The 25,710-nt window shown below is 53.0% G+C and carries 21 protein-coding genes; 13 read left to right on the forward strand and 8 right to left on the reverse strand.

Annotation, left to right across the window (positions count from 1 at the left end):
- Positions 1-101 precede the first annotated feature (101 nt).
- Positions 102-284, forward strand: coding sequence for a PA3496 family putative envelope integrity protein (locus KFS80_RS25155; protein WP_212546280.1), 183 nt, complete (start codon positions 102-104; stop codon positions 282-284).
- An 88-nt stretch (positions 285-372) separates the two neighbouring features.
- Here KFS80_RS25155 and KFS80_RS25160 read toward each other — a convergent pair whose 3' ends face one another.
- Both KFS80_RS25160 and KFS80_RS25165 read right to left on the reverse strand, forming a co-directional pair.
- Complete coding sequence (locus KFS80_RS25160) at positions 373-963, reverse strand: response regulator (RefSeq protein WP_212546311.1); 591 nt, start codon at positions 961-963, stop codon at positions 373-375.
- Positions 964-1,901: 938 nt separating this feature from the next.
- Positions 1,902-5,033: an SIR2 family NAD-dependent protein deacylase gene (locus KFS80_RS25165; protein ID WP_212546281.1), complete on the reverse strand. Its 3,132-nt coding sequence runs from the start codon at positions 5,031-5,033 to the stop codon at positions 1,902-1,904.
- A 255-nt stretch (positions 5,034-5,288) separates the two neighbouring features.
- On the opposite strand from KFS80_RS25165, the gene KFS80_RS25170 reads away from it, so the two are divergent.
- The 6 genes from KFS80_RS25170 (at position 5,289) to KFS80_RS25195 (ending at position 13,942) form a co-directional block, all read left to right on the forward strand.
- Positions 5,289-6,599 carry a DUF6161 domain-containing protein gene (locus tag KFS80_RS25170; RefSeq protein ID WP_212546282.1) on the forward strand — a complete coding sequence of 437 codons (1,311 nt, stop codon included), beginning with the start codon at positions 5,289-5,291 and terminating at the stop codon, positions 6,597-6,599.
- A gap of 1,001 nt (positions 6,600-7,600) precedes the next feature.
- Positions 7,601-8,743 (forward strand): tyrosine-type recombinase/integrase, encoded by a 1,143-nt coding sequence (locus tag KFS80_RS25175; protein WP_212546283.1) that lies wholly within the window; start codon positions 7,601-7,603, stop codon positions 8,741-8,743.
- Positions 8,743-10,422, forward strand: a complete 1,680-nt coding sequence (locus tag KFS80_RS25180; protein WP_212546284.1) for a hypothetical protein — start codon at positions 8,743-8,745, stop codon at positions 10,420-10,422. The genes KFS80_RS25175 and KFS80_RS25180 overlap by 1 nt, the downstream gene beginning before the upstream one ends.
- The gene (locus KFS80_RS25185; protein WP_212546285.1) at positions 10,419-12,314 is read left to right on the forward strand and encodes a site-specific integrase; all 1,896 of its coding nucleotides are present in this window, start codon (positions 10,419-10,421) and stop codon (positions 12,312-12,314) included. The genes KFS80_RS25180 and KFS80_RS25185 overlap by 4 nt, the downstream gene beginning before the upstream one ends.
- Positions 12,311-12,712 (forward strand): TetR/AcrR family transcriptional regulator, encoded by a 402-nt coding sequence (locus KFS80_RS25190; protein ID WP_212546286.1) that lies wholly within the window; start codon positions 12,311-12,313, stop codon positions 12,710-12,712. Before KFS80_RS25185 ends, KFS80_RS25190 begins: the two co-directional genes overlap by 4 nt.
- 585 nt (positions 12,713-13,297) lie before the next feature.
- Entirely contained in the window at positions 13,298-13,942 is a 645-nt protein-coding gene (locus KFS80_RS25195; RefSeq protein ID WP_212546287.1) for a hypothetical protein, read from the forward strand.
- A 113-nt stretch (positions 13,943-14,055) separates the two neighbouring features.
- On the opposite strand, the gene KFS80_RS25200 is transcribed toward KFS80_RS25195, so the two are convergent.
- Both KFS80_RS25200 and KFS80_RS25205 read right to left on the reverse strand, forming a co-directional pair.
- Positions 14,056-15,273 carry an argininosuccinate synthase gene (locus KFS80_RS25200; RefSeq protein ID WP_053123414.1) on the reverse strand — a complete coding sequence of 406 codons (1,218 nt, stop codon included), beginning with the start codon at positions 15,271-15,273 and terminating at the stop codon, positions 14,056-14,058.
- 129 nt (positions 15,274-15,402) lie between these two features.
- Positions 15,403-16,311 (reverse strand): flagellar protein MotY, encoded by a 909-nt coding sequence (locus KFS80_RS25205; protein ID WP_159815395.1) that lies wholly within the window; start codon positions 16,309-16,311, stop codon positions 15,403-15,405.
- 160 nt (positions 16,312-16,471) lie between these two features.
- Here KFS80_RS25205 and pyrC point away from each other — a divergent pair, with 160 nt between their 5' ends.
- Positions 16,472-17,518, forward strand: a complete 1,047-nt coding sequence (pyrC, locus tag KFS80_RS25210) for a dihydroorotase (RefSeq protein WP_008079419.1) — start codon at positions 16,472-16,474, stop codon at positions 17,516-17,518.
- A complete protein-coding gene (gene rnt / locus KFS80_RS25215; protein ID WP_007916667.1) occupies positions 17,515-18,192 on the forward strand; it encodes a ribonuclease T in 678 nt (225 codons plus the stop codon). The genes pyrC and rnt overlap by 4 nt, the downstream gene beginning before the upstream one ends.
- A 72-nt stretch (positions 18,193-18,264) precedes the next feature.
- On the opposite strand, the gene KFS80_RS25220 is transcribed toward rnt, so the two are convergent.
- Complete coding sequence (locus tag KFS80_RS25220; protein ID WP_003227723.1) at positions 18,265-18,867, reverse strand: peroxiredoxin; 603 nt, start codon at positions 18,865-18,867, stop codon at positions 18,265-18,267.
- A gap of 314 nt (positions 18,868-19,181) precedes the next feature.
- Here KFS80_RS25220 and KFS80_RS25225 point away from each other — a divergent pair, with 314 nt between their 5' ends.
- Together KFS80_RS25225 and bfr are read left to right on the forward strand one after the other, a co-directional pair.
- Positions 19,182-19,400 (forward strand): bacterioferritin-associated ferredoxin, encoded by a 219-nt coding sequence (locus KFS80_RS25225; protein WP_003227725.1) that lies wholly within the window; start codon positions 19,182-19,184, stop codon positions 19,398-19,400.
- 201 nt (positions 19,401-19,601) lie between these two features.
- Entirely contained in the window at positions 19,602-20,075 is a 474-nt protein-coding gene (gene bfr / locus KFS80_RS25230; RefSeq protein ID WP_042560739.1) for a bacterioferritin, read from the forward strand.
- Between the two features lie 213 nt (positions 20,076-20,288).
- Here the strand turns inward: bfr and grxD are convergent, their stop codons facing one another.
- From grxD to KFS80_RS25245, 3 genes are all read right to left on the reverse strand, one after another.
- Positions 20,289-20,630, reverse strand: a complete 342-nt coding sequence (grxD, locus tag KFS80_RS25235; protein ID WP_007916674.1) for a Grx4 family monothiol glutaredoxin — start codon at positions 20,628-20,630, stop codon at positions 20,289-20,291.
- A 97-nt stretch (positions 20,631-20,727) separates the two neighbouring features.
- Positions 20,728-22,833, reverse strand: a complete 2,106-nt coding sequence (locus tag KFS80_RS25240; RefSeq protein ID WP_212546288.1) for a molybdopterin oxidoreductase family protein — start codon at positions 22,831-22,833, stop codon at positions 20,728-20,730.
- Between the two features lie 134 nt (positions 22,834-22,967).
- Positions 22,968-23,258: a hypothetical protein gene (locus tag KFS80_RS25245; protein ID WP_053123421.1), complete on the reverse strand. Its 291-nt coding sequence runs from the start codon at positions 23,256-23,258 to the stop codon at positions 22,968-22,970.
- A gap of 403 nt (positions 23,259-23,661) precedes the next feature.
- Here KFS80_RS25245 and argF point away from each other — a divergent pair, with 403 nt between their 5' ends.
- Entirely contained in the window at positions 23,662-24,582 is a 921-nt protein-coding gene (gene argF, locus KFS80_RS25250; protein ID WP_045123046.1) for an ornithine carbamoyltransferase, read from the forward strand.
- The gene (locus KFS80_RS25255; RefSeq protein WP_212546289.1) at positions 24,579-25,688 is read left to right on the forward strand and encodes an ABC transporter ATP-binding protein; all 1,110 of its coding nucleotides are present in this window, start codon (positions 24,579-24,581) and stop codon (positions 25,686-25,688) included. The genes argF and KFS80_RS25255 overlap by 4 nt, the downstream gene beginning before the upstream one ends.
- The last annotated feature ends 22 nt before the right edge of the window (positions 25,689-25,710 follow it).

Here is a 25,710-nt window from a genome sequence, read left to right on the forward strand (position 1 = left end):
ATTAGGTTTATCGATTCGTCGATTGAAAAAATCTTTTTTACCCGCCGCAGGATTGTCGATATAAGGAGCGCCAAAGGCCCCTCTTAGCCTGGAGTTAACCTATGAGTACCAGCAAAGAGCAACTGGAAGAAGCTGACGAAGATTTTGTAGCCGCGGACGCTGATGATGCCGAACCGGTCGTCGAGGTCGCCAAGACCAATCTGAGTAAACGCCGCACCATCGATAACCTGCTGGAGGAGCGCCGACTGCAAAAGCAATTGGCCGAGTACGATTTTGATGACTGACACTTGAAAGCCTCCCGAAACGGAGGCTTTTTACTTTCTACTGGTCGCTGAATTCGATCGCCCATGATTACGTCAGCGTTGGTCATGCTCAGACCAGTCCGTTGCGTTGCGCCAGCTCGATGAGGTCAACCAGTGAGCGGGCATTGAGTTTCAGCAATAAACGGGTCTTGTACGTACTGACCGTTTTATTGCTCAAAAACATGCCGTCGGCGATCTCCTTGTTGGTTTTGCCCCGCGCCAACTGTTGCAACACCATCATCTCTCGTCCTGAAAGGCGATCGACCATATCGGCTTCACTGGCATTGCCAAGACTTGTACGCACGGTATGCAGCGCTTGATTCGGAAAATAACTGTAACCGGAGAGTACGGCTTTGATCGCGCTGAGCAACTCCGTCAGATCCTGTTGTTTACACACATAACCCGCCGCGCCCGACTGCATGCAACGCATGGAGAAGTGTCCGGGGGCCTGTGAAGTCAGCACCAGAACCTTCATCGGCATGGCCACCGAACTCAAGCGCGCAATAACTTCCAGGCCGTCCAGTTTTGGAATTCCAATATCCAGAATCACGATATCCGGCATTTGTTCGCGCGCCAGTTGCAATGCATCGACACCATTATCGGTTTCAGCAATCACTTCGTAGCCATGACGCTCCATCAGCATACGTACCGCAAGACGAATGACGGGGTGATTCGGGGCCTATCAAACGCTAGGAATTAAACAGCTTTAAAACAAAGAGTTAAAAGACACCAGTAGAGCTATAGCTTGCCTAGCGCTTTTGTCCTGTTGCTAGGATGGAGTTCGATGCCTGATGCATATCTGCTCTCATGACGCACTCTCTACCCACTCGATCTAATCGTTAGCCCCCCACGTCGATGGAAACATAAGTCTACACACGTGAGGACTTTATCCCCTAGAGCGGGGATGGGCGACGGCAGTTAGTACTTGACAGAAGCGTTTTCTTGATTATTGAAGTGTCCACATTCCATAGATCGTGGACAGACATAAAAAATCGAGTGCGAGAAGTCAACGCTTTTGCGGTCTTCCAGGTTAATGTTTTCAGCAAGCAGAAGCAGTCGCTGAAAATAATGAAATACTTGGGTACCGAGCTTCAAATATCTGTAGTTGGTGTCGCACCGGCGATCTGCCGATCGCGCCATACTGGTTGCTCGCAGCAGTCTATCAACATCTCGACACCCGACTCTATACTCCTCCTACTGAAGGGGATGTAGATGCAGCCAGTTTTATGCAGAATAATGAGATTCCTTATCAACATCATCACTAGATGAGTAGTAAGTTTGAAGAAGGATGTAGCGCGCAAGGCCTTCGTACAGTCAACAGCTGGCCAGATACCAGTCCTATCGACTTCTTCCCTACATGAACCTAGATGATGGTCGACATAAAGCACTAGCGGCAAATTGCCTGTGAAGAACACTTTCTGATGATGCGTGTAAGTATCGCGATGCCGCTCGGCAATCTACGTCGTGCCCTAGGCAGGAGCCGTATTGGTAAACCCGCACGTATCCCGTACACATCTTTTTTCTGAGCAGGCATCTTTGTTCATAACGGGCAGGCTTAGTCTTCCTTGGTTAAAGAAGTCTAGCGCCTGCCGATCAGAATTAGAAAATTATGGTTACTGAGTGAGCAGTTGGCCCCCGCATGGAAAACGAAAGCTTGAAACTCACGTCGACATTAGTTTTTAAGCCTTCACTTGGCAAATTTTCAAATTTGGCACTATGAGCAAAAATGCTGTCGTTCAACTCTGCACACCTAATGAAGCAAAAGCTGACATGTTCTTGTGAAATTGTGCCTCGGTAAACTATATCTTGCCCGTCAGGGCCGACAGTTTTTCCGTGCAGCGCGTTCTTTTGCCATGGAGACATACGAGCTTTCTTAAGAAATGCGAATGTTTCCTTCGATTTTCCGCGGTCTCCATGGAGGTACTGATGCCTCGCGTACCAAAATTGAGCATCATAATTCGCATCAGATGGAGAAAAACTTCGCTTAAGATGGTGTTCAATTTCTATATTTTTATGATCGTCATTGAAGCTTATTAGATGCTTCGCAAGTTCAAGATGAAGGGGTTTACTATTCGGGTTATGCACCAAACCAGTCCTCAAGATCTTCTCTGCATCTTCAGAATCTTCAACTGTTAGACGTTGTCGAGCGAGTCGAATAGTAACAAACTCACTAGAATTATTGCTTCTGTACGCCTCCTCAAGAATTTTCTTTGCGCGTCCGCTATCTTGCAATTTAAGCGCGAGATTTTCTTGCCGGGTTAAAAGATACTCATCACTCGGAAACTTCTGAAGCCCATTATAAATTGTAGCCTCGATTTTTTTCACCAGTTCGATGAAAGCCCGATTAGTGAGCTCGTCAGAGCTATCATCGCTGATTGCATTAATACGATCTTCAAGCTCATCAAGCTGAAGCTCGGCTAGGCCATTATATGCGCGCGAGTCCTTATTGCCTGTGACAAGTCTATCGAAAATTATACGTGCCTCAGTTCGGTATTTCTCAATCTCCAAAATAGCCCGGGATTCGCGAGCAAGCTTTTTATATATCATAGCTTTTGTATGCAGAATGGCTCTGTCGGTTCGACCTTCGGTAAGCGATTTTTCAGCGGTTAAAATTATGCTCAACGCAGCTTTTGTATCGCATCCTGCATGATTTAGTTCATAGACAGCTTTTTGATGAAGAATATAATGCATGCTGGCGCCAGTCCTGCTGGCCGCATCGTAAATTTTATTTGCAAGAGCTTTATCACCGAAAATCTCAGCCAACTGCTTGCCTTTAATGAGGTGAGAAAAAGCTTCACTATCGGCGGAATACTCTAAGTTAAGGTGCTCCAGCACTCTGATTATCTGATCAGCTTTTTCATTAGGTGTCTTCAGAGCATGCTCGAAAACAAACTTTGCGATCAGCGAATGTCGGGCTTTGAATGCGTAATCTCGGGACTCATAGTCCATGTATACTTTAACAACATGTTCAAGCGGCGCAAAAAACCTACTCCTAAATTGCTCTATTCCTATTCCTGATATTCTCGAAATCAGTCCTACCCTTACAGGCACGTCCAACCTATTGAGAGTACACACATCCATGTAGAGGATTTGTGCTTCCACAGGAACTACCCGAGAATATTCATGAAGAACTATTTCTTCAAAAGGTTTTCCAGAGGTCGCCTCGTGCAATGCAACAAGCAGTTGACGGTCCGCACTTAAGTTAAAGTGAGTTCTTATATCATCGATATTGTTGTTCTTAAAGTTACCTAGACAGTTGTGCTTTTGCAGCTTATCAATTAGCTCGGTTATTTCTAAGTCTGTGAGGGTGGAAAGCTCATACTCTGATGTCACAAATTGGTCAAGGTCATCACCAAACTGATTCCATTCGTTATTCCTTGCAGAAGTAAGAATAGAAATGTTTGCTGGCTCATACTCGAAGGCGCGATAAAGCTTTGATAAATCATCGGCACTCGCAATAGCATCATCTAAAATAAAGATCAGCTTCGATTCGCATTTTAGTGCAAGCTCTTTGATCAAAGTCGGTCTTAGTACCGCTCCTTCTCGTAGTCTTACGACAGTTGCACCTAAGTCATGGGCGGCATACCAAGCCACACGCTTCAACACCGTGCTCTTTCCACTGCCGGCATAGCCCTTAACTAAGAACGTGTTTACTCCCTCTATAGCATTGTCAATGATAGAGTCGATAATCACTTGATCACTGACTCTACGTTTTATATCTAAGTTTTGAAGTATCCCACCCCAATCCGAGTCTAATCCACGATAAAAGTCAATTGGCTTAACTCCTGCGCCTGATAGGCCTGGATATACATGCTCGAGCTCAGTATTGAGATAAGTTTGCAATTGCTCCGACAAAGCTACCTGGGGCTTTAGATGTTTGAAAATCGGACTTAAATCGGATATTGCGAGCTTGGCTAAAATCCGTTTTTGTTTGTCAATTTTGACATTTAAAAAGTTGATAAAATCTTCAAACGTAGCTTTTATAGGATCGACACGCTGTCCAGCCCACATCTTCATATCATATTTACCGAGGCCTGGATCAACAAGCATGTAAGTGGGCCTATGTATTCCCATGTCGGATAGGTCAAACATAATCTGTTGTATGTTTGGGTCGCTAAGCTGATAACCGCAAAAAATAATAGGGTGTTCGCGGCCAAAATCGGAAAGATGTCTAAAAAGTCGCGTTCGATTCTTTTTATGCTTAGCGTATTCTTCGCTTGCCAAAATCAGAGGAAGATCTTGATCATTTATTGTATTTATGCAGCCATGGAGCTTAAAGTAAGGAAGAAAGTTTATATCACTCATTACTTCGCTAAAATTGTCGCCGTCGCGAATTATAGGCGCCAATTCTTGCATCCGGGCACTAGAGTTGGCATAAGCTCGCTCAATGACCAAATCGTAGTTTGTGGTAAATATGGAGTGCCATCTGAATGTTGGAATGAGCTTATGGAAATCAGAGGGGTATAAGGGATAGAACTTCTTCTTAATGAATTGTTGCACCTCTGGGAGGCCTGCCTCGTGTTTCGCGTAGTCTGCGACTTGGACAAGCGATTTTTGTTTTTCCTCGCCTCCAAGAAATTGATCAGAAATCGCATCCCGGAGACCAAATCCTGATAGAGGAAGCTCATTTTGCAGGCCTTTTGAGCCATAAGCTGCCCCAGCTCCCAGGAACAGAATCGCTTTACCTTGGGCGATTTTCTCCAAAATCCACGGCTTCACCATGTCATCCATCACAGCTCTCCAGGGTAGTGCATTGTGATGCCCAGAATGCCATCATTGGCCAGAGCATTGCAAAGCCCTCGAAAAAGCGGAAACGTTTTACTAACAGCTAAACTCAAGGAAGGGCAGACTAAGATGCTGCCTTCAGTTGCAGGATTAGCCGCCGAAGTGTCATTTGGTGGATCTCGGCTGGCGTTCACAAATGAGTCCCAATATTAGTATAAGCGGACTATGATGTTTTGATTTGTCAACAGCGGGAGTTCATGGATGCAACAGCCAAACCCAGTAGTTTTAATAGTTAATGGCCACAAGGTCGAGTATGCTAAAACCTCTGAGGTCGAGGAGTATTTATACGCTCAAGAGCAAAACTGGAAATGGCTTAATAAACTTCCCGATCAGTATAGAGAGAATGGAACTGCTCTTTACTTGGCGTACTTTCTTAACCGCATTAGCTCCGTCCGAGAAGAACTAGCGTCAGGTGCAAAGAGAGTTAAGCTCGGCAGTGAGAAAATGCCATACACCTCATTTGATAGTGATGAAGGTTATTTGATCTTAAAAACCAAGGACGAGTATGGGTCAGTTACCGCTGCTCTGACGCTTCTTTTCATGAACAAATTTACACGAGGCACTATGTATCGTGATGGTATGGTGAGAGAGTTTGCGGAAGATCCCAGGTTGGTATTTGAAAGGTCTGTTGCAATTCAAATCGGATTATCACTGCAGGAATTCTCTGCACTAGTTGCTGATGCGCGCTCATCTGTCGTGCGCCTAACAGTTGAAAGATTTGTTTCACATGCCGAACTTGCGACCGATGCAGTAAATCAGTATGTGACAGAAATTGCTGATAAGACTGATTCTTTAGAGGAGCGGGCTGATAGAGTTGTGAACTCGATTACCGCGGCTTACCATAAGCGCAAAAAGAACTATATTAATTTCGCTTCGAAATCCCGTTTAGCTGCAAAAAATGCAGTTGAGGAAGTTAAAACAACTTTGGCATCGGCTAAATCTGCATACCATGATCAAGTCGATTTAGATGCTTCTGTACAATATTGGAGTGTTCGGAAGACTAATCACTCCAAGTATAAAATTTATTGGTTTTTGGCTGTTGTTCTGAGTATGGTTTTGACATTTGGATCGGTGGTTTCTTATTACGGGCTAGGTGGTGCTTCTGGGGTGCCAGAGCTATTCAGCCAGGTGAGTTCTGAGGGGGCACATGCTACAGCTAGTGCCAATGGTGAACAGAAAATCCTGGCGGGAAAATCACGTTCCGAGCTGGCATTGGCGGTTGCTGATTTGGCAGGCGCAGCTTTGTTGATTACCCTTCTCGGGATATTGATCAGAATATCTCTCAGACAGTTTAATACACATTCGCATTTGGCTCTCGAGGCGGAAGAACGAATAACCTTTACGAAGACTTACCTCGCGCTACTCAACGAAGGAAAGTTAAAATCTGAGGAGGATAGGCGTTTGGTTTTGGAAAGTCTCTTTCGCACCACCAAGTCTGGAGGGGTAGATGAAATCCCCTTTGCAAGTCCAGTCGAGTTGATTTTGAAGACTATTAGCGATAAAAAAGTTTAGTATCCCATACCTTGATAAGGGGCTTGCGAAGATGTCGTCATGCCCTTTATTTTCGTCGTAAAAATTTCTTAATTAACGCATGCGATCATGAATGAATAGACCGGAATTCCTACTCTATATGTGTTATCAAGCAACAGAAGCCTGCCTACAAAGTGGCCTTAGACTTAGCCTCCTAGCTATACCGAGCGCAAACGGGCAAGCAATAACACGCCTTTGATCAACTCAAGCAGTTCGGTCGAGTACTCGAGTGTTCTAATGTAAATTGTACGGCAAGGGTATCATTGCAGCCGCCACAGCATTTTAATTATTATCGTATCTTGCCGAAAGTAAGGCAGTAAGAAGCAACGGCGAATGCTCCCGGTTTATTGTTCTTACGATGCTGCTAATCTTTAGCATTCTAAACGGGTAGCGGACAGCCCGCCGGCCTTGGAGCGTCGAATTTATAAAGTTTGTTGTCTTACGCTCGCGAGGCGTGAGCCCTGCTGCTGGATGGTGGCAGCGAGTAGAATTTGCATAAACATTGAATTCTCATCTAATCATTATTTTTTCCATATCTGCGTGTCGGGCACATAAAGTGCCTTAATATTTCTGCGCAAGGGATACGTACCTTATAGAAAGGCTCCCTGAATATTACGTAGTTTATAAGTATAAAAATAATTTATGTGGTTTTTCCCGAAATATTAAGGCCTTTGCATCTTCAGTGGTATACGCAAGGGCACGATTCACGCCGCCCAGGTTTCAGCAGGGAAATGAGTAGGGGTGGCGAAACCCACACAATTATGCAAGCGTTTTGCCTGAGGCCTCTATAGGTATAGGAATGTCTAAGAAAGGAATATTTTTTGAAATTCAGATGAAAGACTCGGCAATCGATCGTACTTTTTTTAGCTAGAGATCACTTTGACCTATTCTTGAACAGCAGAAATCAATCATAGGCGTTTGACGATCTTAAGCACGCATGCGTTCGGCAATACGGGCTAAGGGCAGTCGGGGGGGGGGGGGATATGGAGCTTTGGTGGGCTACTGAAGATCTTGAAATTGCTGGTCGTCGGTATCCAGGCTTTCCAATCTTACTTTGGGACACGATGGAGAGTTGCGTCCCAGCCAATGCTTTCTTTCGCTATTACCTGCTGCGCGGAGTTATTGGTTCAAAGAAGTCATGGGCAAGCACTGGCCGGGCGCTGTACGACTTTTTCAGTTTCCTCTTGGCGCATGACCTTGACTGGCGGAACGTAGATCGTGGTGAGGCCAAAAGCTTGGTAGCAGCCTACCGCGACTACTGCCTTGTGGAGTGCAAGCTGTCACGATCAACTACCCGTCAACGGCTGCTCTATGTGTGCAAATTTTACGAATATGCACAGAAGCAAGAGTGGGTGAGTAGGCTGCCGTTTGGTTATGAGGAACGGTCGGTTAGGCGCGAGCCTGGCTTTCTTTCTCACGTCGACGCGAGCGGTGGCAAGTCCATGGCAAACGACATAATGCCGCGTCAGCATGGCACGCTGCCGAAGTTCCTGAGCATGGCCGATATCAAAGTATTGCTGGCAATGGCGGAAAATCCTCACCACCGAATGATTATTCGATTTGGGCTTCAGACGGGATTGCGTCGGGAGGAGATCGCCTCTTTTCCACTTGCGTACATTTTAGATTCGGACAAGGCCAATAGTCCCGAACGAAACATTCGGATTCGGCTGGATCCTAATGATGGCCATGGCATGCTGACAAAGGGCAGCAAACCACGCGATATCTACATCAGTCGGCGCTTCGTAGATGACTTGCGTCGTTATGCGGTGCAGATCCGGGGTGAGCGATCTTCATTAAGCGATACAAAACACAAGCCGCTGTTCTTAAATCAGTTCGGCGCGCCCTTCGCCGATGATGGTAAGCGAATAGAGCGAATCGTCCGAGAAATAGGCAAACGAGCAGGTATAAAAGTACATCCGCACATGCTTCGACACACCTATGCCACACATACATTGGTGGCACTTCAGCGCACCCGCAGCACCGTAGAGCCGCTCGTGTTCTTGCAGCGTCAGCTTGGTCATCGCTCGATCCATACAACAATGGTGTACCTGCACCTGATTAACGAGCTCGCCGATGACGCGGTGCTGGCCTATGACAGTGAGTTGAACGACTTGGGAGTTGCTTGATGGGTAAGCGCAAGGTGTTCCATCGGTCTGATCTCAACATCCCAGAGGTCGAGCATATTTACGACGGAGCAGGTCGTATCTTGGTTCTTCCAGATAGGATGCCGCCCATCAAGACCACAGTCGCTTTTGGGCGCAATGCCACAGCTTACCGAGGCTTTGACTTCGTAAGATGGTACGGAGTAGGAATTGATCCGATTACCTATGCATGCCAGCGCCAAATCGAACGGTTTTTAGCCGGGCAGGATGGAGAGATAGAGGCCAGCAGCATTGCTACTTATTGTCGCGGTGGTTTGCGAGACTTCCTTGATTACTTAGTCCTGAGTGCAACCGCCCTCATGCGGGAGCTGACCCTTGCCGACATTGACCGCTCGATAATCGACGGTTTCCTCGGCCACCTCGGCCGCCTGAAGTTAAGCACGGTAAGCCAGAAGAACCGTTACAACAATATGAAGAGTGTTCTTTACCCGCTTGGCCAGAGGGGGCTAATTTGCTTAATCACCGCAGGTGACTTGGCCACCTTTCCACGCAACCCATTTCCGAACTCGAACCGTAAGTCTTGTGGCGAAAAACCGTTAACACGACATCAGCGACAGGCGTTCGCAGCGGGGATCAAGCAGGCTGTCATGCCGATCTGGCGTGATGACGCTAAGGTAACCGGCGGGTTGCTAGCTTGCGCGCTCCTGATAGTGGCACTCCACACAGGACGAAATACCACACCGCTGTTGGAGATGGAGCGCGATTGTCTGCGCGCTCATCCCAAGGACAACATGACCTTCTTAGTTTTGTGGAAGCGGCGCGGGCACAACACCAGCAAAGTAGTCATCCGTACAGACAGTCCGATTGAGCGTTTGCAGGAGTCCACACCAACCGTAAAGACCAATGTCGAGCGTTTAATTCGCCGGGTACTGGCCATCACCGAACCATTGCGTGTGCAAGCTCCAAGCAACATAAAGGAGCGCGTGTGGCTGCACCGCGCGCCATCTGGTCCAACTGCTGGCCAAGTCGTGGTGATGACCAATAACACTCTGGAGAGAGCAATCAAAATGATTGTGGCGGAACATCAGCTCTTCGATTCCGACGGTCAGCCAATGCGAATTAACGTTTCGCGCCTGCGCAAAACGTTCGCCAACCGTATATTCGAGCTATTGGACGATGACTTGGCGACGACGGCGATTACTCTCGGCAATACCCCAAAGGTAGCAGAGCAGCACTATTTGGTGCCCGCCGAAAATGCGAAACGCAATTGGCAGTTCATGGGGGAAATCCTGGTGCAGGAACTCATGAACCGCACTATCGGTACAACCTACACCACCACTCCGGTGGGGCTCTGTAGTGACCCGAAGAACGGACAGTACGCACCAAAACAAGCGGGAGCAGTGTGCTTTTCGTTCCTCAACTGCCTACGCTGTAAGCACTATGCGGTCACGACTGAAGACTTGTACAAAGTATACAGTTTCTATTTCCGCGTATTTGCTGAGCGCGCGCGCATGGACAAGCGCCGCTGGGCCCGAGAATACGCACATATTCCTCGACTGATTGACGACTACATTGTGGCGGAAGGGCTGCGACGTGGGGCCTTCAAGCCAGCAGCCGTCGAAGCCGCACGTCAGCGCGCGCGCGTTGATCCCCATCCTTTTTGGTCGGCCGATGTTGTGGAAGTACTGGACGTTTTTGCATGACTAAAGACACCACAACGCAGCCTTGGCCAAGCTCCGAGTTATTGCCGGCTGAAGTCCGCGGTTTACCGGTGAGCGAACGCGACTCACTGATCGTGAGTGCCATCCAGGTTGAGGGGCAGTGGGTCATCCTAAGCCGATACGGAGACAACATCTGGCAGCTCGACGGCTTTACCAGCAATACGTCAGACAGTCGCAGGCGAGTGGATTTCACCCGCTTGCCGGTTCAATTCCAGGCGGTGATGAAAGCCGTTCTCTATCGCTACCTACGGCGCGGCCGTGCGGGAATGGGGCGGCCGAGAGGCAGCACCCTACACAAATTTTTCGTATGCGCGCGCCCTTTCCTAAAACATTTGGAAACCCTCAATATTGGACATTTGGGCGCAGTGACCCCAATCGCCTGCATGAGCTATGTAGAAGTATGCCGAGCGCACAGGCAAACGCGCCGAAGCCACGGCAAACCGCTGTCGTCGGGAGGCCTTTGGGATCGTTTCAGTATCGTTGAGGCGCTATATGAGCTGAGCCAATACACCGACGATCCGATATCACAGCATCCTTGGCCCGATACCTCGGCATTGGCAATGGCCGGGCTGACGGGAAGTGTTTCGTATCGTAGCCAATACAGCAAAACACGACTGATGCCGGATGACGTGTTCTGCACAATTTTCGGAAGGGCTTACGAGCAAGTTCAGCAAGGAAAAGCTCTGCTCGATCTACGTGATGCTCTAGCGGCTATCGCTGTTCGTAGAAAAGGGCAACATCCTCACACGATCTATATTGCCAAATCCCGTTATCTCTCCGACCTTAATTTCGAGGGCGGAATGAGGGCCTTCAATAAGTCGATCCTTGATTTACGCACCGCTTGCTATGTCGTACTCGCTAGCACCTCCGGTTGCCGCAACCATGAGCTGGCAAACCTTCAATCGGGTGCGCATCGCCGTACCGGAGACGACCAAGGTACGCGCTACCACTGGATACGCTCTATATCCGAAAAAACCGACACCGGGGTTCATGACTGGATGATACCGGAAGCTGCCGTGCGAGCATTGCGTCTGATGGAGCGCTGGGCTGAGCCTTACCAGACTGCGATTGCTGCCGAGATCACTGTTCGGCGAAAGCTCAATCCTCACGATCCGGAAATATCTAAAGCGCAGCAGCACCGCTATTCATTATTTCTCGGGGAAAGCCAAGCCAAGGGCAATCAGGTTCGCACCCTGTCAAACGCTTCATGGGATGCCAACCTTAAATTATTCGCTAAAGACCTCGGATTAGACTGGGCCCTTGCCACCCACCAGTTCCGCCGGAAGTTCGCTAATTACGTAGCACATAGCCGATTCGGCGACCTTCGCTACCTACGTGAGCACTTCGCCCATTGGACAATAGACATGTCATTGGGCTACGCCATTGATCGGGATTGGGGGCAGCACTTCGACATCGATCTGTACAACGATATTCATTCAGAACTCGAGGGCATTAAGCAAGGCGTCGTTGGCAATTGGCTAGGTGATACCCCCTTATCAGGTGGCTATGGCTATGCGATCAAGCGCTGGCAGCGCGATCCATCTAACCTCGCCATTTTTAAGTCTCATAGCGCAATGGTGAACTCAATAGCCGAGAGCACCTCAATCCGCAGCAACGGTCACGCCTGGTGCACTGCCGATGACAATCGCTGTATTGGCAATACGTTGGAACGAACGCGCTGCAGTGGCTGCAACAATGCGGTCATCGGTCCCAGCCACGCTCCCATCTACCGACATCTCTACGAAAGCTTAAAAGGTTTGCTGAATTGCCCCGACATTAGTGACGGTGGTCGTCAGCGGGTTTTGCGCAATCTGGGACGCTGCCGAGACGTGCTCGAGCAACTTGGATACGATCCGGAGTCGAACGCATCATGATTAGTAAACGCAAGCCATCGGAAGCACGCGAGAGGGACCTACAGCTCGCGCTAACCCGCATTCAGCGTGGGCGTGCACACACAGGAGAAACAAAGGTCACCATCGCTGCCGTGGCACGCGAGGCCGGCGTTTCTACCGCGCTGATTCACAACCACTACCCCAACATTGCCGAGGCGATCCGCGAAGCTCAGGGGCGCTCCAGCCGCATCCAACGGGATTTAAAAGAACAGGATCTTAGTAAAGAGCGTGAGAAGAACCGCGTACTTCGAGAAGAGATCAAAACACTGCGCAACAAGGTTGCTAGCCTCGCCTCCATTAACGAAGTTTTGATAGCGGAAAACTCCGCTTTAAAAGGCAAACACAGAGAGTTTAACGTGGTCGATCTAGTAAAGAAATAGTGCCTACAACTGTTAAAACCAGCAACTTATTGAATCAACTCAAGAAAAACAAAACTAACTGTTAACTAGGGTCCGGAATGTGTGATCATCCACGATCAGCACTTTATTCATGGGCAGGTCCAATTTCGCTGTTCGATTTTTAGAGCCCGCACAATAGCCTAGTCAATTCACTCGTGGCACAGCGCAGTTCTCTTGCACTTGCAGCGCAAGACATTCCCTACAACCAATGAGGATTATTCCTACAAGAAATACACTTGCTGCTATCGAATGGGCTGTACGTGCATTCTTCACTTCATTCAGGCGCGTCTTAACCTACTGATATTTTTAGTACAAAATTTTCATACAGATCCGTTGCCTGCCCGAAAAATACGCCGCCGCCCAAGCCATTGGGCATGCGGATACAGCTCTGAAAAGCTGCTTGCTCTCGCGCTTCAGAGAATATCGGCAACTAACTTCGCTTTGCAAAAAATCTGAAACAAGACACTTCTACCCACACGGCAATTTTTAATATAAACATTAAAGCCGCAAAACTTTAACCACACACTTAATCAAATCAGCGATCTCAAAATCAATAGAGCCAACACCATGCGGAACTTTAAAAAGAAAATCTCCAACCCAATGACGGTTATCGCGATCTTCGCGTTTATTTCGGAAACTTCCGCAGCGGTATCACTACCCTTTCTGGATAACAACGAACGTGAAATTTACATATGGTTTTTAATCAGCTTTCCGTTTTATTTGTTGTTTTTGTTTTTTATCACCTTGAACTTCAACTACCGATCGCTTTACGCGCCGTCTGACTTCGACAAGGATGATAACTTTCTGAAAGCGTTTGAAGACCTTAGATCCGGCGACCATCAACTCGATCCTCTTTCGAAAACGTCCGAGCGTACCGGCAACGTACCCGATCCACCCACTCCCAGCGATTGGGCGACGCCGCCGTGGATCGAACATCACGTGCAGTTGCCCAAACCCATGAACGCGCTGCGGGTTATTGATGTACGACCGATGAACAGCAAGGCGCAATTCGATCAGTTGCAGGCAAGTCTGACAGTCACCAGTAGGCTATCGGTAAGGTTCATGGTGTTTCTGACTGATCCGGTGTCAGACGCATTACTCAAGCAAATAAGGCTCAGCCCCGGCAAACAGACAAAAAAAGGCACAGCGAACACGCTCTACATCGCCTACAACGTCAGCCAGCAGATCACGACAATTTTGAGAGGGGATTAAAAGGCGGGCGAATATCGTGAAGAACACAGATAACGCAAAAAGCAGGAAGGATTTGAACAGTGGCAGCCTTGTCGCGATGACAAGGCTGCCCTTTCATTCCAGGCCCGAGGGGCTTAGAACAGCTTGCGGCCCTTGTTGGCAGCAATACGCATGCGCAGCGCGTTGAGCTTGATGAAGCCCGCCGCGTCGGCCTGGTTGTAAGCACCGCCGTCTTCTTCGAAGGTTGCGATGTTGGCATCGAACAGCGAATCGTCGGACTTGCGGCCAGTGACGATCACGTTGCCTTTGTACAACTTCAGACGCACAACACCATTCACGTTGACCTGCGACGCGTCGATCATCTGTTGCAGCATCAGACGCTCAGGGCTCCACCAGTAACCGGTGTAGATCAGGCTGGCGTACTTCGGCATCAACTCGTCTTTGAGGTGAGCGACTTCGCGATCCAGGGTGATCGATTCGATGGCGCGGTGAGCGCGCAGCATGATGGTGCCGCCCGGGGTTTCGTAGCAGCCACGGGATTTCATGCCGACGTAACGGTTTTCAACGATGTCGAGACGACCGATGCCGTGCTCGCCGCCGATCTTGTTCAGCGTTGCCAGAACAGTGGCCGGGGTCATTTCGACGCCGTCCAGCGCAACGATGTCGCCGTTACGGTAAGTCAGTTCCAGATACTGCGGTTTATCAGGAGCGTTCTCCGGGGAGACGGTCCATTTCCACATGTCTTCTTCGTGCTCGGTCCAAGTGTCTTCCAGCACGCCGCCTTCATAGGAGATGTGCAGCAGGTTGGCGTCCATCGAGTACGGAGATTTCTTCTTGCCGTGACGCTCGATCGGGATCGCGTGCTTCTCGGCGTAGTCCATCAGCTTCTCGCGGGACAGCAGATCCCACTCACGCCAAGGGGCAATCACTTTTACGCCCGGCTTGAGTGCGTAGGCACCCAGTTCGAAACGCACCTGGTCGTTGCCCTTGCCGGTGGCGCCATGGGAAATGGCGTCAGCGCCGGTTTCGTTGGCGATTTCGATCAGACGTTTGGCGATCAGCGGACGTGCGATGGAGGTACCCAGCAGGTACTCACCTTCGTAAACGGTGTTGGCGCGGAACATCGGGAACACGAAATCACGCACGAATTCTTCGCGCAGATCGTCGATGTAGATTTCTTTGACGCCCATGGCCTGAGCCTTGGCGCGGGCCGGCTCGACCTCTTCGCCTTGACCGAGATCAGCGGTGAAAGTCACCACTTCACAGTTATAAGTATCCTGCAGCCACTTGAGGATCACCGAAGTGTCCAGGCCGCCGGAATACGCCAGAACGACCTTGTTTACGTCCGCCATGCCATCACTCCACGGGGTTCTACGGAAAGCCGAGGAGTCTACCGCCCAAACGCGATAATTTACAGAGGCGCGACAGCTTAAGACGACAAAGCGACAGAATCTGTCGAGAGCGCGACGATGACCGGCGGGTCAGGAAGTTGCTGCAGTGCTCGCGGGTGTACTCGCTTGCGGCGCCGGAGCCGCGACTGGCGTAACCCGCGCAAGGTGCACATTGACCCGGCGGTTCTTCGCCCGGTTCGCCGCACTGGTGTTGGGCACCACCGGATACTGCTCACCATGGAAACGCACGGTGATCTGCGACTCTTGAATGCCATTGGCCTTGAAGTAGTCGACCACGGCCAGCGCCCGGCGGCGCGAAAGTTCACGGTTGGTCAGACGGTTGCCGCTGTTGTCCGAGTGGCCGTCGAGCTCAATGTGATTAACCGTCGGATCTGCCTTCATGTACTCCAGCATGACCGCGAGTTTGGCTTTGGCGGCGGCGTCGAGATCGGTGCCTTCGCCGGGAAAACCGATTTGCGACTGTTTAACCTGATCGAAATTCTGCGGCAACAATTTCGCCACGCAGGTTTGATAGTCGTTAAACGCTTTGCTGAATTTGACTGGCAACAGGCGCACTTCCGAGACCCGACCATCACCCGACGCGCGACGCACGACCGGACTGCGACCGTCCAGCAGACCGCTGATCAGACCACCGGCCTGGGACTGCGAACTGTTAAACAAGACATTGCCGCTGCCAATTCTGACGCTGCCTAGATTGATATCGCCGCGTCCCGGCTGCCATGGCGCCGCCGCTGCGAGCAACGTCGCCGAACCGCCGCCCAGCATGGCGTTGTAGGCGTTCAGACGGAATATCGCCTGCTCGCCAGCCTTGCGCACGAACTCACCCGAGCCGAAATCTGTAATTGGCTGTGTCAGGCGGCATTCGAACTTGTCGCCGGCGACCGTCCACTCAATGTTCTCCAGACGTGTCTGGTACGTGAGCGCCATCGCGGGGAGGCTGGCAAACACACTGAGCAAGGCTAAATAACGCTGGCGCACGGGAGGCTCCATTGGCTTCTGAAACACAAAGACCGATTCACACGATGTTTACGGCATACCTACGGGATATCGGAAGGTTCCCGCAAAACTTGATAGCGAGTGCCTGCAAGAGTCTTTTCCGGTAGCATTCGCCTCAGTTTGACCCGCCTGGAATCCCCTCATGTCCGACCGCCTGACCCTGCTGCGTCCCGACGACTGGCACATTCATCTTCGCGATGGTGCCGTGTTGACCAATACCGTTGCCGATGTTGCGCGCACTTTTGGCCGCGCGATCATCATGCCCAACCTGGTACCTCCGGTGCGCAACGCCGCTGAAGCCGACGGCTATCGCCAGCGGATTCTCGCTGCCCGCCCGGCCGGCAGTCGCTTTGAGCCGCTGATGGTGCTGTACCTCACCGACCGCACCCAGCCCGAAGAAATTCGTGAAGCCAAGGCCAGTGGTTTTGTCTACGCCGCCAAGCTGTACCCGGCCGGCGCAACCACCAACTCCGACTCCGGCGTGACCAGCATCGACAAGATTCTGCCGGCGATCGAAGCCATGGCCGAAGTCGGCATGCCGCTGCTGATCCACGGTGAAGTCACCCGTGGCGACGTCGATGTGTTCGATCGCGAAAAGATCTTCATCGATGAGCACATGCGCCGTGTGGTCGAGCGTTTCCCGACACTGAAAGTGGTGTTTGAACACATCACCACCGCTGACGCCGTGCAGTTCGTCAACGAGGCTTCGGCCAACGTTGGCGCGACCATCACCGCGCACCACCTGCTCTACAACCGCAACCACATGCTGGTGGGCGGGATTCGGCCGCACTTCTATTGCTTGCCGATTCTCAAGCGCAATACGCATCAGGAAGCCCTGCTCGACGCCGCCACCAGTGGCAGCGCGAAGTTCTTCCTCGGCACCGATTCGGCACCGCACGCCCAGCACGCCAAGGAAGCCGCTTGCGGCTGCGCCGGCTGCTACACCGCGTACGCCGCCATCGAAATGTACGCCGAAGCCTTCGAACAGCGTAACGCGCTGGACAAACTCGAAGCTTTCGCCAGCCTCAACGGCCCGCGCTTCTACGGCCTGCCGGCGAACACTGATCGCATCACCCTGGTTCGTGAAGAATGGACCGCCCCGACCAGCCTGCCCTTCGGCGAGCTGACCGTTATCCCGCTGCGCGCCGGTGAAAAACTGCGCTGGCGCCTGCTGGAGGAACACGCGTGAGTGAAGACCATTTCGACGACGAACTGGACGGTCAAAGTGGCGGCGGCGGTTCCCGTCACCCGATGGCAGCACGCTTTCGCGGCTACCTGCCGGTTGTCGTCGACGTAGAAACCGGTGGCTTCAACTCGGCCACCGACGCGTTGCTGGAAATTGCTGCGACCACCATCGCCATGGATGAAAAGGGCTTTGTTTACCCGGATCACACCTACTTCTTCCGCGTTGAGCCGTTCGAAGGCGCCAACATCGAAGCGGCGGCGCTGGAGTTCACCGGGATCAAACTCGATCACCCACTGCGCATGGCCGTCAGCGAAGAAACAGCGCTGACCGACATCTTCCGTGGCATCCGCAAAGCGCTGAAAGCCAACGGCTGCAAGCGCGCGATTCTGGTTGGCCATAACAGCAGCTTCGACCTCGGCTTCCTCAACGCCGCCGTCGCGCGTCTGGACATGAAGCGCAACCCGTTCCACCCGTTCTCCAGCTTCGACACCGCGACACTGGCCGGTCTGGCCTACGGTCAAACCGTACTGGCGAAAGCCTGTCAGGCAGCCGACATCGACTTCGACGGCCGTGAAGCGCACTCCGCGCGTTACGACACCGAGAAAACCGCAGAGCTGTTCTGCGGCATCGTCAACCGCTGGAAACAGATGGGCGGCTGGGAAGATTTCGACGACTGATCCTCGCTGAGTAATCCCGCGCATAAAAAAACCGGCCACTTGGGCCGGTTTTTTGTACCTCGACGTTGCGCCTTACAGGGCAGCAGCGTTCTCGGTCAGGTATGCCGCAACGCCTTCTGGCGAAGCGTTCATGCCTTTGTCGCCTTTTTTCCAGTTGGCAGGGCAAACTTCGCCGTGCTCTTCGTGGAATTGCAGAGCGTCGACCAGACGGATCAGCTCTTCCATGTTACGGCCCAGCGGCAGGTCGTTGATGATCTGCGAGCGGACAACGCCTTTGTCGTCGATCAGGAACGCGCCACGGAACGCTACGCCGCCTTCCGACTCAACGTCGTAGGCTTTAGCGATGTCGTGCTTCATGTCGGCAGCCATGGTGTATTTCACCTGGCCGATGCCGCCATTGTTCACTGGAGTGTTGCGCCATGCGTTGTGAGTGAAGTGCGAGTCGATCGACACAGCGATCACTTCAACGTTGCGGGCCTTGAAGTCAGCCATGCGGTTGTCCAGAGCGATCAGCTCGGACGGGCAGACGAAGGTGAAGTCCAGTGGGTAGAAGAACACCAGGCCGTATTTGCCTTTGATGGCCGAGGACAGGGTGAAGCTGTCAACGATCTCGCCATTGCCGAGTACGGCCGGGACGGTGAAGTCAGGGGCTTGTTTGCCTACGAGTACGCTCATTGATATCTCCTGGTGTAGAAACTTGAAGTTCAGGGTTTGCGCCAGCCTGCCATCCTCAGACGACAGCCCTGTGACACGAACCCCCTTCGCAAGGGCCGACCATCATACACTGCGAATTTGGCCTGTCCTTAACGGTTTTTTAAAGCAGGCGCAGAACCGTGCTGCATTTACAGGGCCAGGCAAATCGCCAGCAAATACCGTTCGTCAGTCGTAGCTGTTAATCCACTGAAGCGGTCGGAAAGCACTTTGACAATCATTCTCGTTAACATTAAGATCCATCGCAATTGAGTCACAACCAGCGACGGTTCTCACTTATGTATGTTTGTCTCTGCACTGGCGTCACCGACGGACAGATCCGCGAAGCGATCTATGAGGGTTGCTGCAGCTATAAAGAAGTTCGTCAGGCCACCGGCGTCGCCAGCCAATGCGGCAAATGTGCCTGCCTTGCCAAGGAAGTCGTTCGCGAAACCCTGACCAAGCTGCAAACCGCTCAGGCTGCGATCCCCTATCCGGTGGAATTTACTGCCGCGTAATAACACCCCATTTCAAAGAACCGGACTTATGTCCGGTTTTTTTATGCCTGTAAATCAATTGCTTAGGCTCCAGACGCGGAACACAAACATTCTTATTCCGATTAATTTTCATATATTATTCAATAACTTAGGTTTGACACTTATAAATACGAAGCTCAAACTCTGCCGTATATACAGCGAATACAGGGCAGGACTCCGATCATGAAAGGCGACATTACAGTCATCCAGCATCTCAACAAAATCCTTGCCAATGAGCTGGTCGCGATCAATCAGTACTTCCTGCATGCGCGCATGTATGAAGATTGGGGTCTGAACAAGCTCGGCAAGCACGAATACAAAGAATCCATCGACGAGATGAAGCACGCGGACAAGCTGATCAAGCGCATCCTGTTCCTCGAAGGCCTGCCGAACGTGCAGGATCTGGGCAAGCTGCACATCGGCGAGCACACCCAGGAAATGCTGGAGTGCGACCTGCGCATCGAGAAGACCGGCCACGCTGACCTGAAAGCTGCGATCGCACATTGCGAAACCGTCGGTGACTTCGGCAGCCGTGAACTGCTCGAAGACATTCTTGAATCCGAAGAAGAACATATCGACTGGCTGGAAACCCAACTGGGTCTTATCGGCAAAGTAGGTCTTGAGAACTATCTGCAATCGCAGATGGGCGAAGAGTAGAAGCTGCCGCAGGCTGCGATCTTTTTAGATTGCACCGGCAACTCGCAGTAACTTTTCGGACGCACTAAAAAGCCCCGCCCTCTTTCGAGGTGCGGGGCTTTTTATTGGCTTTTCTCTAGGAGCATGGCTCGCCAGCGAAGAAAGCGCCGCGGTGCTACAGACACACCGCGTTATCGTTTTTCGCGAGCAAGCTTTGCTCCTACAACAAAAGCATCAGGCTTCGGACTTGTTCGCCGCAGCCGCTTCAACAGCCGACTTGATGGTGGTTTGCAGCGAACCGTCTGCAGCCATCTCAGTCATGATGTCGCTACCGCCGACCAGCTCACCGCCAACCCACAGTTGTGGGAAAGTCGGCCAGTTGGCGTACTTAGGCAGGTTGGCGCGGATTTCCGGGTTCTGCAGGATGTCCACGTACGCAAACTTTTCGCCACACGCCATGACAGCCTGCGCAGCTTTCGCGGAGAAGCCACACTGTGGGGCATTCGGCGAGCCTTTCATGTAAAGCAGAATGGTGTTGTTGGCAATCTGCTCTTTAATCGTTTCGATGATATCCATGGAGCACCTCGGCTGAACTTTCCGACTCACGGGTCGGCACGGTGACGCATTGTAACGGAATCCCGAGCGCCATGCTCGGTCTCCCCGACGGTCACGCTCAAGCCGCTGCCACGGTGACCGGCACGCCGTTCAACGCGGCATTCCCGGACAATTCGTCGAGCTGGCACTCATCGGTCAGGTCATTGGCGCTCGAACCTGGCTGGCCACTGGCAATCGTCATCTGCACACCCGGGCGCGCATGCCCCCAACCGTGCGGCAGGCTCACCACGCCTTTCATCATGTCGAGACTGCCGAGCACTTCCACTTCAATCTGCCCGACCCGCGAACTGACGCGCACCCACTGACCATCGTTGAGCCCACGACTGTCGAGATCGTCCGGGTGCATCAGCAACTGATGGCGCGGCTTGCCCTTCACCAACCGGTGATAGTTGTGCATCCACGAATTGTTGCTGCGCACATGTCGGCGGCCAATCATCAACAACTCGTCGGCGGCCGGAGCTTGCAGCGCGGCAAACCGTGCGAGGTCAGCGAGGATCTCTGGCGGCGCGGCCTGCACGTGCTGGTTCGGCGTTTTCAGGCGCGGCGCCAGATTGGCTTTCAACGCGCCCAGGTCAATGCCGTGAGGATGATCGAACAGTGTCGCCAACGAGAGTTTCTGCTCGGAGGCGTCACCGTACATGCCCATCCGCAAACCCATATCAATCATCTTCGCCGGTGGCATGGTCGGTTTCAGCTCCTTGCCGGTTTTCTCGGCGAAGGCTTTTGCCAGACCGACAAAGATCTCCCAGTCATGCAGCGCGCCCTCAGGCTTGGCAAGGATCGCGCGGTTGAAGCGAGTGACATTACGCACCGCGAACAAGTTGAACGTGGTGTCGTAGTGATCGTTCTCCAGTGCCGACGTCGACGGCAGGATCAGGTCGGCGTAACGCGTGGTTTCGTTGATATAGAGGTCAATGCTGACCATGAACTCCAGGCCATCCAGCGCCTGCTCCAGTTGCCGCCCGTTCGGCGTCGACAACACCGGGTTACCCGCCACAGTAATCAGCGCGCGGATCTGGCCTTCGCCTTCGGTGAGCATCTCTTCGGCCAGTGCCGAGACCGGCAGCTCTCCGCCGTATTCAGGACGCCCGGAAACACGGCTTTGCCACTTATTGAAATGCCCGCCCGACGTCGACGCCACCAAGTCCACGGCCGGCTCGGTGCACAGCGCACCACCCACCCGGTCGAGGTTACCGGTAACCAGATTGATCAGTTGCACCACCCAGTGGCACAGAGTGCCGAAGGCTTGAGTCGAAACGCCCATCCGGCCATAGCAAACCGCACTCGGCGCCGCAGCAAAATCACGCGCCAGTTGGCGGATCTGCTCGGCGGGAACGGCGCACAGCGGGCTCATGGCCTCGGCGGTGAACGTCTCCACCGCAGCGCGCACGTCGTCCAATCCATCGACCGGCAAATGACTGTCGCGGGTCAGGCCTTCACTGAACAATGTGTTGAGCACGCCAAACAACAACGCCGCATCGCCACCCGGGCGCACGAACAAATGCTGATCGGCCATCGCCGCCGTTTCGCTGCGCCGTGGATCAACGACCACGACTTTACCACCGCGTGCCTGGATCGCTTTTAAACGTTTTTCAACATCTGGCACGGTCATGATGCTGCCATTAGAGGCCAGTGGATTACCGCCGAGAATCAACATGAAATCGGTGTGATCGATGTCTGGAATCGGCAGCAGCAAGCCGTGGCCGTACATCAGATAGCTGCTCAGGTGATGCGGCAACTGATCGACCGAGGTCGCCGAGTAGCGATTGCGCGTTTTCAGCAATCCAAGGAAATAATTGCTGTGGGTCATCAGCCCGTAGTTGTGCACGCTCGGGTTGCCTTGATAGACCGCCACCGCGTTCTGGCCGTGACGCTCTTGAATCGCCGCCAGTTTCTCGGCCACCAGCGCAAACGCCTCGTCCCACTCAATCGGCAGCCATTCGCTGCCAACGCGGCGCATCGGCTGGCGCAGGCGATCAGGATCATTCTGGATATCTTGCAGCGCGACAGCTTTGGGGCAGATATGGCCACGGCTGAAGGTGTCGAGCGCATCGCCCTTGATCGAGGTGATCGCCACGTTGCCATCGGTTTCAGTGGTCTCGATGGTCAGGCCGCAAATGGCCTCGCACAGGTGGCAGGCACGGTGATGGAGAGTCTTGGTCATGGCCAGTCTCTGTCTTGTTCTGGGCGGGCAATGACGCCCGCGGGAACAAAACTATGGCCCCGTCGCGGGTCAGGCGCCAGCGACGTTCGTCTTGTGAATCGACGGCTATCAGGTGCGCCGATAGACCGCCTCGCTCAACTGGAGGGCAGTTGCGGCGGCGCGGCCAGCTGGATTTCCTGGATGGTTTCGATCTGCTCGTGAGCGACGTGTACGCCGGTGAGCTCGCCGATCAATCGCCAATGCTCGTCGAGCCCGGCACTGATGGTCGCCATGCGGTCAATCATATGGCGGCCGGCGGATTTGACCACGTCGTCTTCGCTGCGCAGCAGCTCGAAGGACATTGAGGTCATTGACGCGGTGAGATGGGTCAGAGAGCGAGCCGTGTGGCCCAGCAATTCCATTAACAATTTTTCTTTCGATTCCATGCGGAGGCTTCCTGCGTCGCTCGAAACTTATTTATAACCCAGCACTTTGCTTTAGCAAATGTTTCAACCTGAGCATCCGACCAAGTGATGGCATGCCGCCACGGTCGTAAACCGACTCAAGCGACCCGATCCCCGCCACGGCGGATTGCCAAGCCCCGCGAGGCCAGTGTACAAAGGGACTCGCTGCTGTCCTGAACCCGGCTTCAAATGCGCGACTGCAACATCCTGTCCGCTCTCCGAATCCCGCAAAACCGTAGCCTATTGGAAAAACGCGACATTTAATGTCAATATCGCGCCTCCCCCTATTTCGTCGCCCCGTGCGGCTTACGCCGCAGGTCTCGCCCGTTGTTCCGTTAAACAAGGCTTTGAGCATCTGCGGTTTGTAGCAAAAAGGTAGTCAATGATGAGCGCAAGGCACTTTCTCTCCCTGATGGATTGCACGCCCGAAGAGCTGGTCAGCGTGATCCGTCGAGGCGTTGAGCTCAAGGACCTGCGTAACCGCGGCGTACTGTTCGAGCCTCTGAAAAACCGCGTGCTGGGCATGATCTTCGAAAAATCCTCGACCCGCACCCGGATCTCCTTCGAGGCCGGCATGATCCAGCTCGGCGGTCAGGCGATCTTCCTCTCGCCGCGCGACACCCAACTGGGCCGTGGCGAGCCGATCGGTGACTGCGCCATCGTCATGTCGAGCATGCTCGATGCGGTGATGATCCGTACCTTTGCCCACAGCACCCTGACCGAATTCGCCGCCAACTCGCGCGTGCCGGTGATCAACGGCCTGTCCGATGATCTGCACCCGTGTCAGCTGCTGGCCGACATGCAGACGTTCCTTGAACATCGCGGTTCGATCCAGGGCAAAACCGTGGCCTGGATCGGCGACGGCAACAACATGTGCAACAGCTATATAGAAGCGGCGATCCAGTTCGACTTCCAGTTGCGCGTCGCGTGCCCGGAAGGTTACGAGCCGAACCCGGAATTCGTCGCCAAGGCCGGCGATCGCGTGACCATCGTCCGTGATCCACAAGACGCCGTGCGCGGCGCGCATCTGGTGAGCACCGACGTCTGGACTTCGATGGGTCAGGAAGAGGAAACTGCCAAGCGCCTCAAGCTGTTCGCGCCGTTTCAGGTCAACCGTGCGCTGCTCGACCTCGCTGCCGAGGACGTGTTGTTCATGCATTGCCTGCCGGCGCACCGTGGCGAAGAAATCAGTCTCGACCTGCTTGATGACCCGCGCTCCGTCGCCTGGGATCAGGCAGAAAACCGTCTCCACGCACAGAAGGCCCTGCTTGAGTTCCTCGTTGAACCGGCATATCACCACGCATGAGCCATGAATTACTGCTGAACCTGCGCAACCTCGCTTGCGGCTATCAAGATCAACGTGTGGTGCAGAACCTCAATCTGCACCTCAACGCCGGTGACATCGGCTGCCTGCTCGGCTCGTCCGGCTGCGGCAAGACCACCACCCTGCGCGCCATCGCCGGTTTCGAGCCGGTACACGAGGGCGAAATCACCCTTGGCGGCGAGACCATTTCCAGCGCCGGTTTCACCTTGGCGCCGGAGAAGCGCCGGATCGGCATGGTGTTCCAGGACTACGCGCTGTTCCCGCACCTGAGCGTCGCCGACAACATTGCCTTTGGTATCCGCAAGCATCCGAACAAGGAGCGCGTCACCGAAGAGCTGCTGGAACTGGTCAACCTGAAAAATCTCGGCAAGCGTTTCCCGCACGAGTTGTCCGGCGGTCAGCAACAACGTGTCGCCCTCGCCCGTGCGTTGGCGCCAGAGCCGCAATTGCTGCTGCTCGATGAGCCGTTCTCCAACCTCGATGGCGAGCTGCGCCGCAAGCTCAGCCACGAAGTGCGCGACATTCTCAAGGCCCGTGGCACCAGCGCGATTCTGGTCACCCACGATCAGGAAGAAGCCTTTGCCGTCAGCGATCACGTTGGCGTGTTTAAAGAAGGTCGGCTGGAACAGTGGGACACGCCGTACAACCTGTATCACGAACCGGCGACACCATTTGTGGCGAGTTTTATCGGTCAGGGTTACTTCATTCGCGGTCAGCTCGACAGCCCGGAATCGGTGCAGACTGAATTGGGTGAGTTGCGCGGTAATCGGGCTTATACCTGGCCGATTGGCGGGGCGGTGGATGTGTTGCTGCGTCCGGATGACATTGTTTATGCGCCAGACAGTGGGTTGAAGGCACGGATTGTTGGCAAGACATTCCTTGGTGCTTCGACCTTGTATCGCCTGCAACTGCCGACGGGTGCGCAGCTGGAATCGATTTTCCCGAGCCATGCTGATCATCAGGTCGGTGCAGAGGTGGGGATTCGGGTTGCGGCTGAACACTTGGTGCTGTTCCAGGCCTCCGGCAGCACTGCTGCGCAGATCCCGGCAGTTGAGAACGGCGTCCGCCGCTACAACACAGCCCTCTGATCAGTCCTGGATCAAAACTGTG

Source organism: Pseudomonas rustica (assembly GCF_018336155.1).
GTDB classification, from domain to species: Bacteria; Pseudomonadota; Gammaproteobacteria; order Pseudomonadales; family Pseudomonadaceae; genus Aquipseudomonas; species Aquipseudomonas rustica.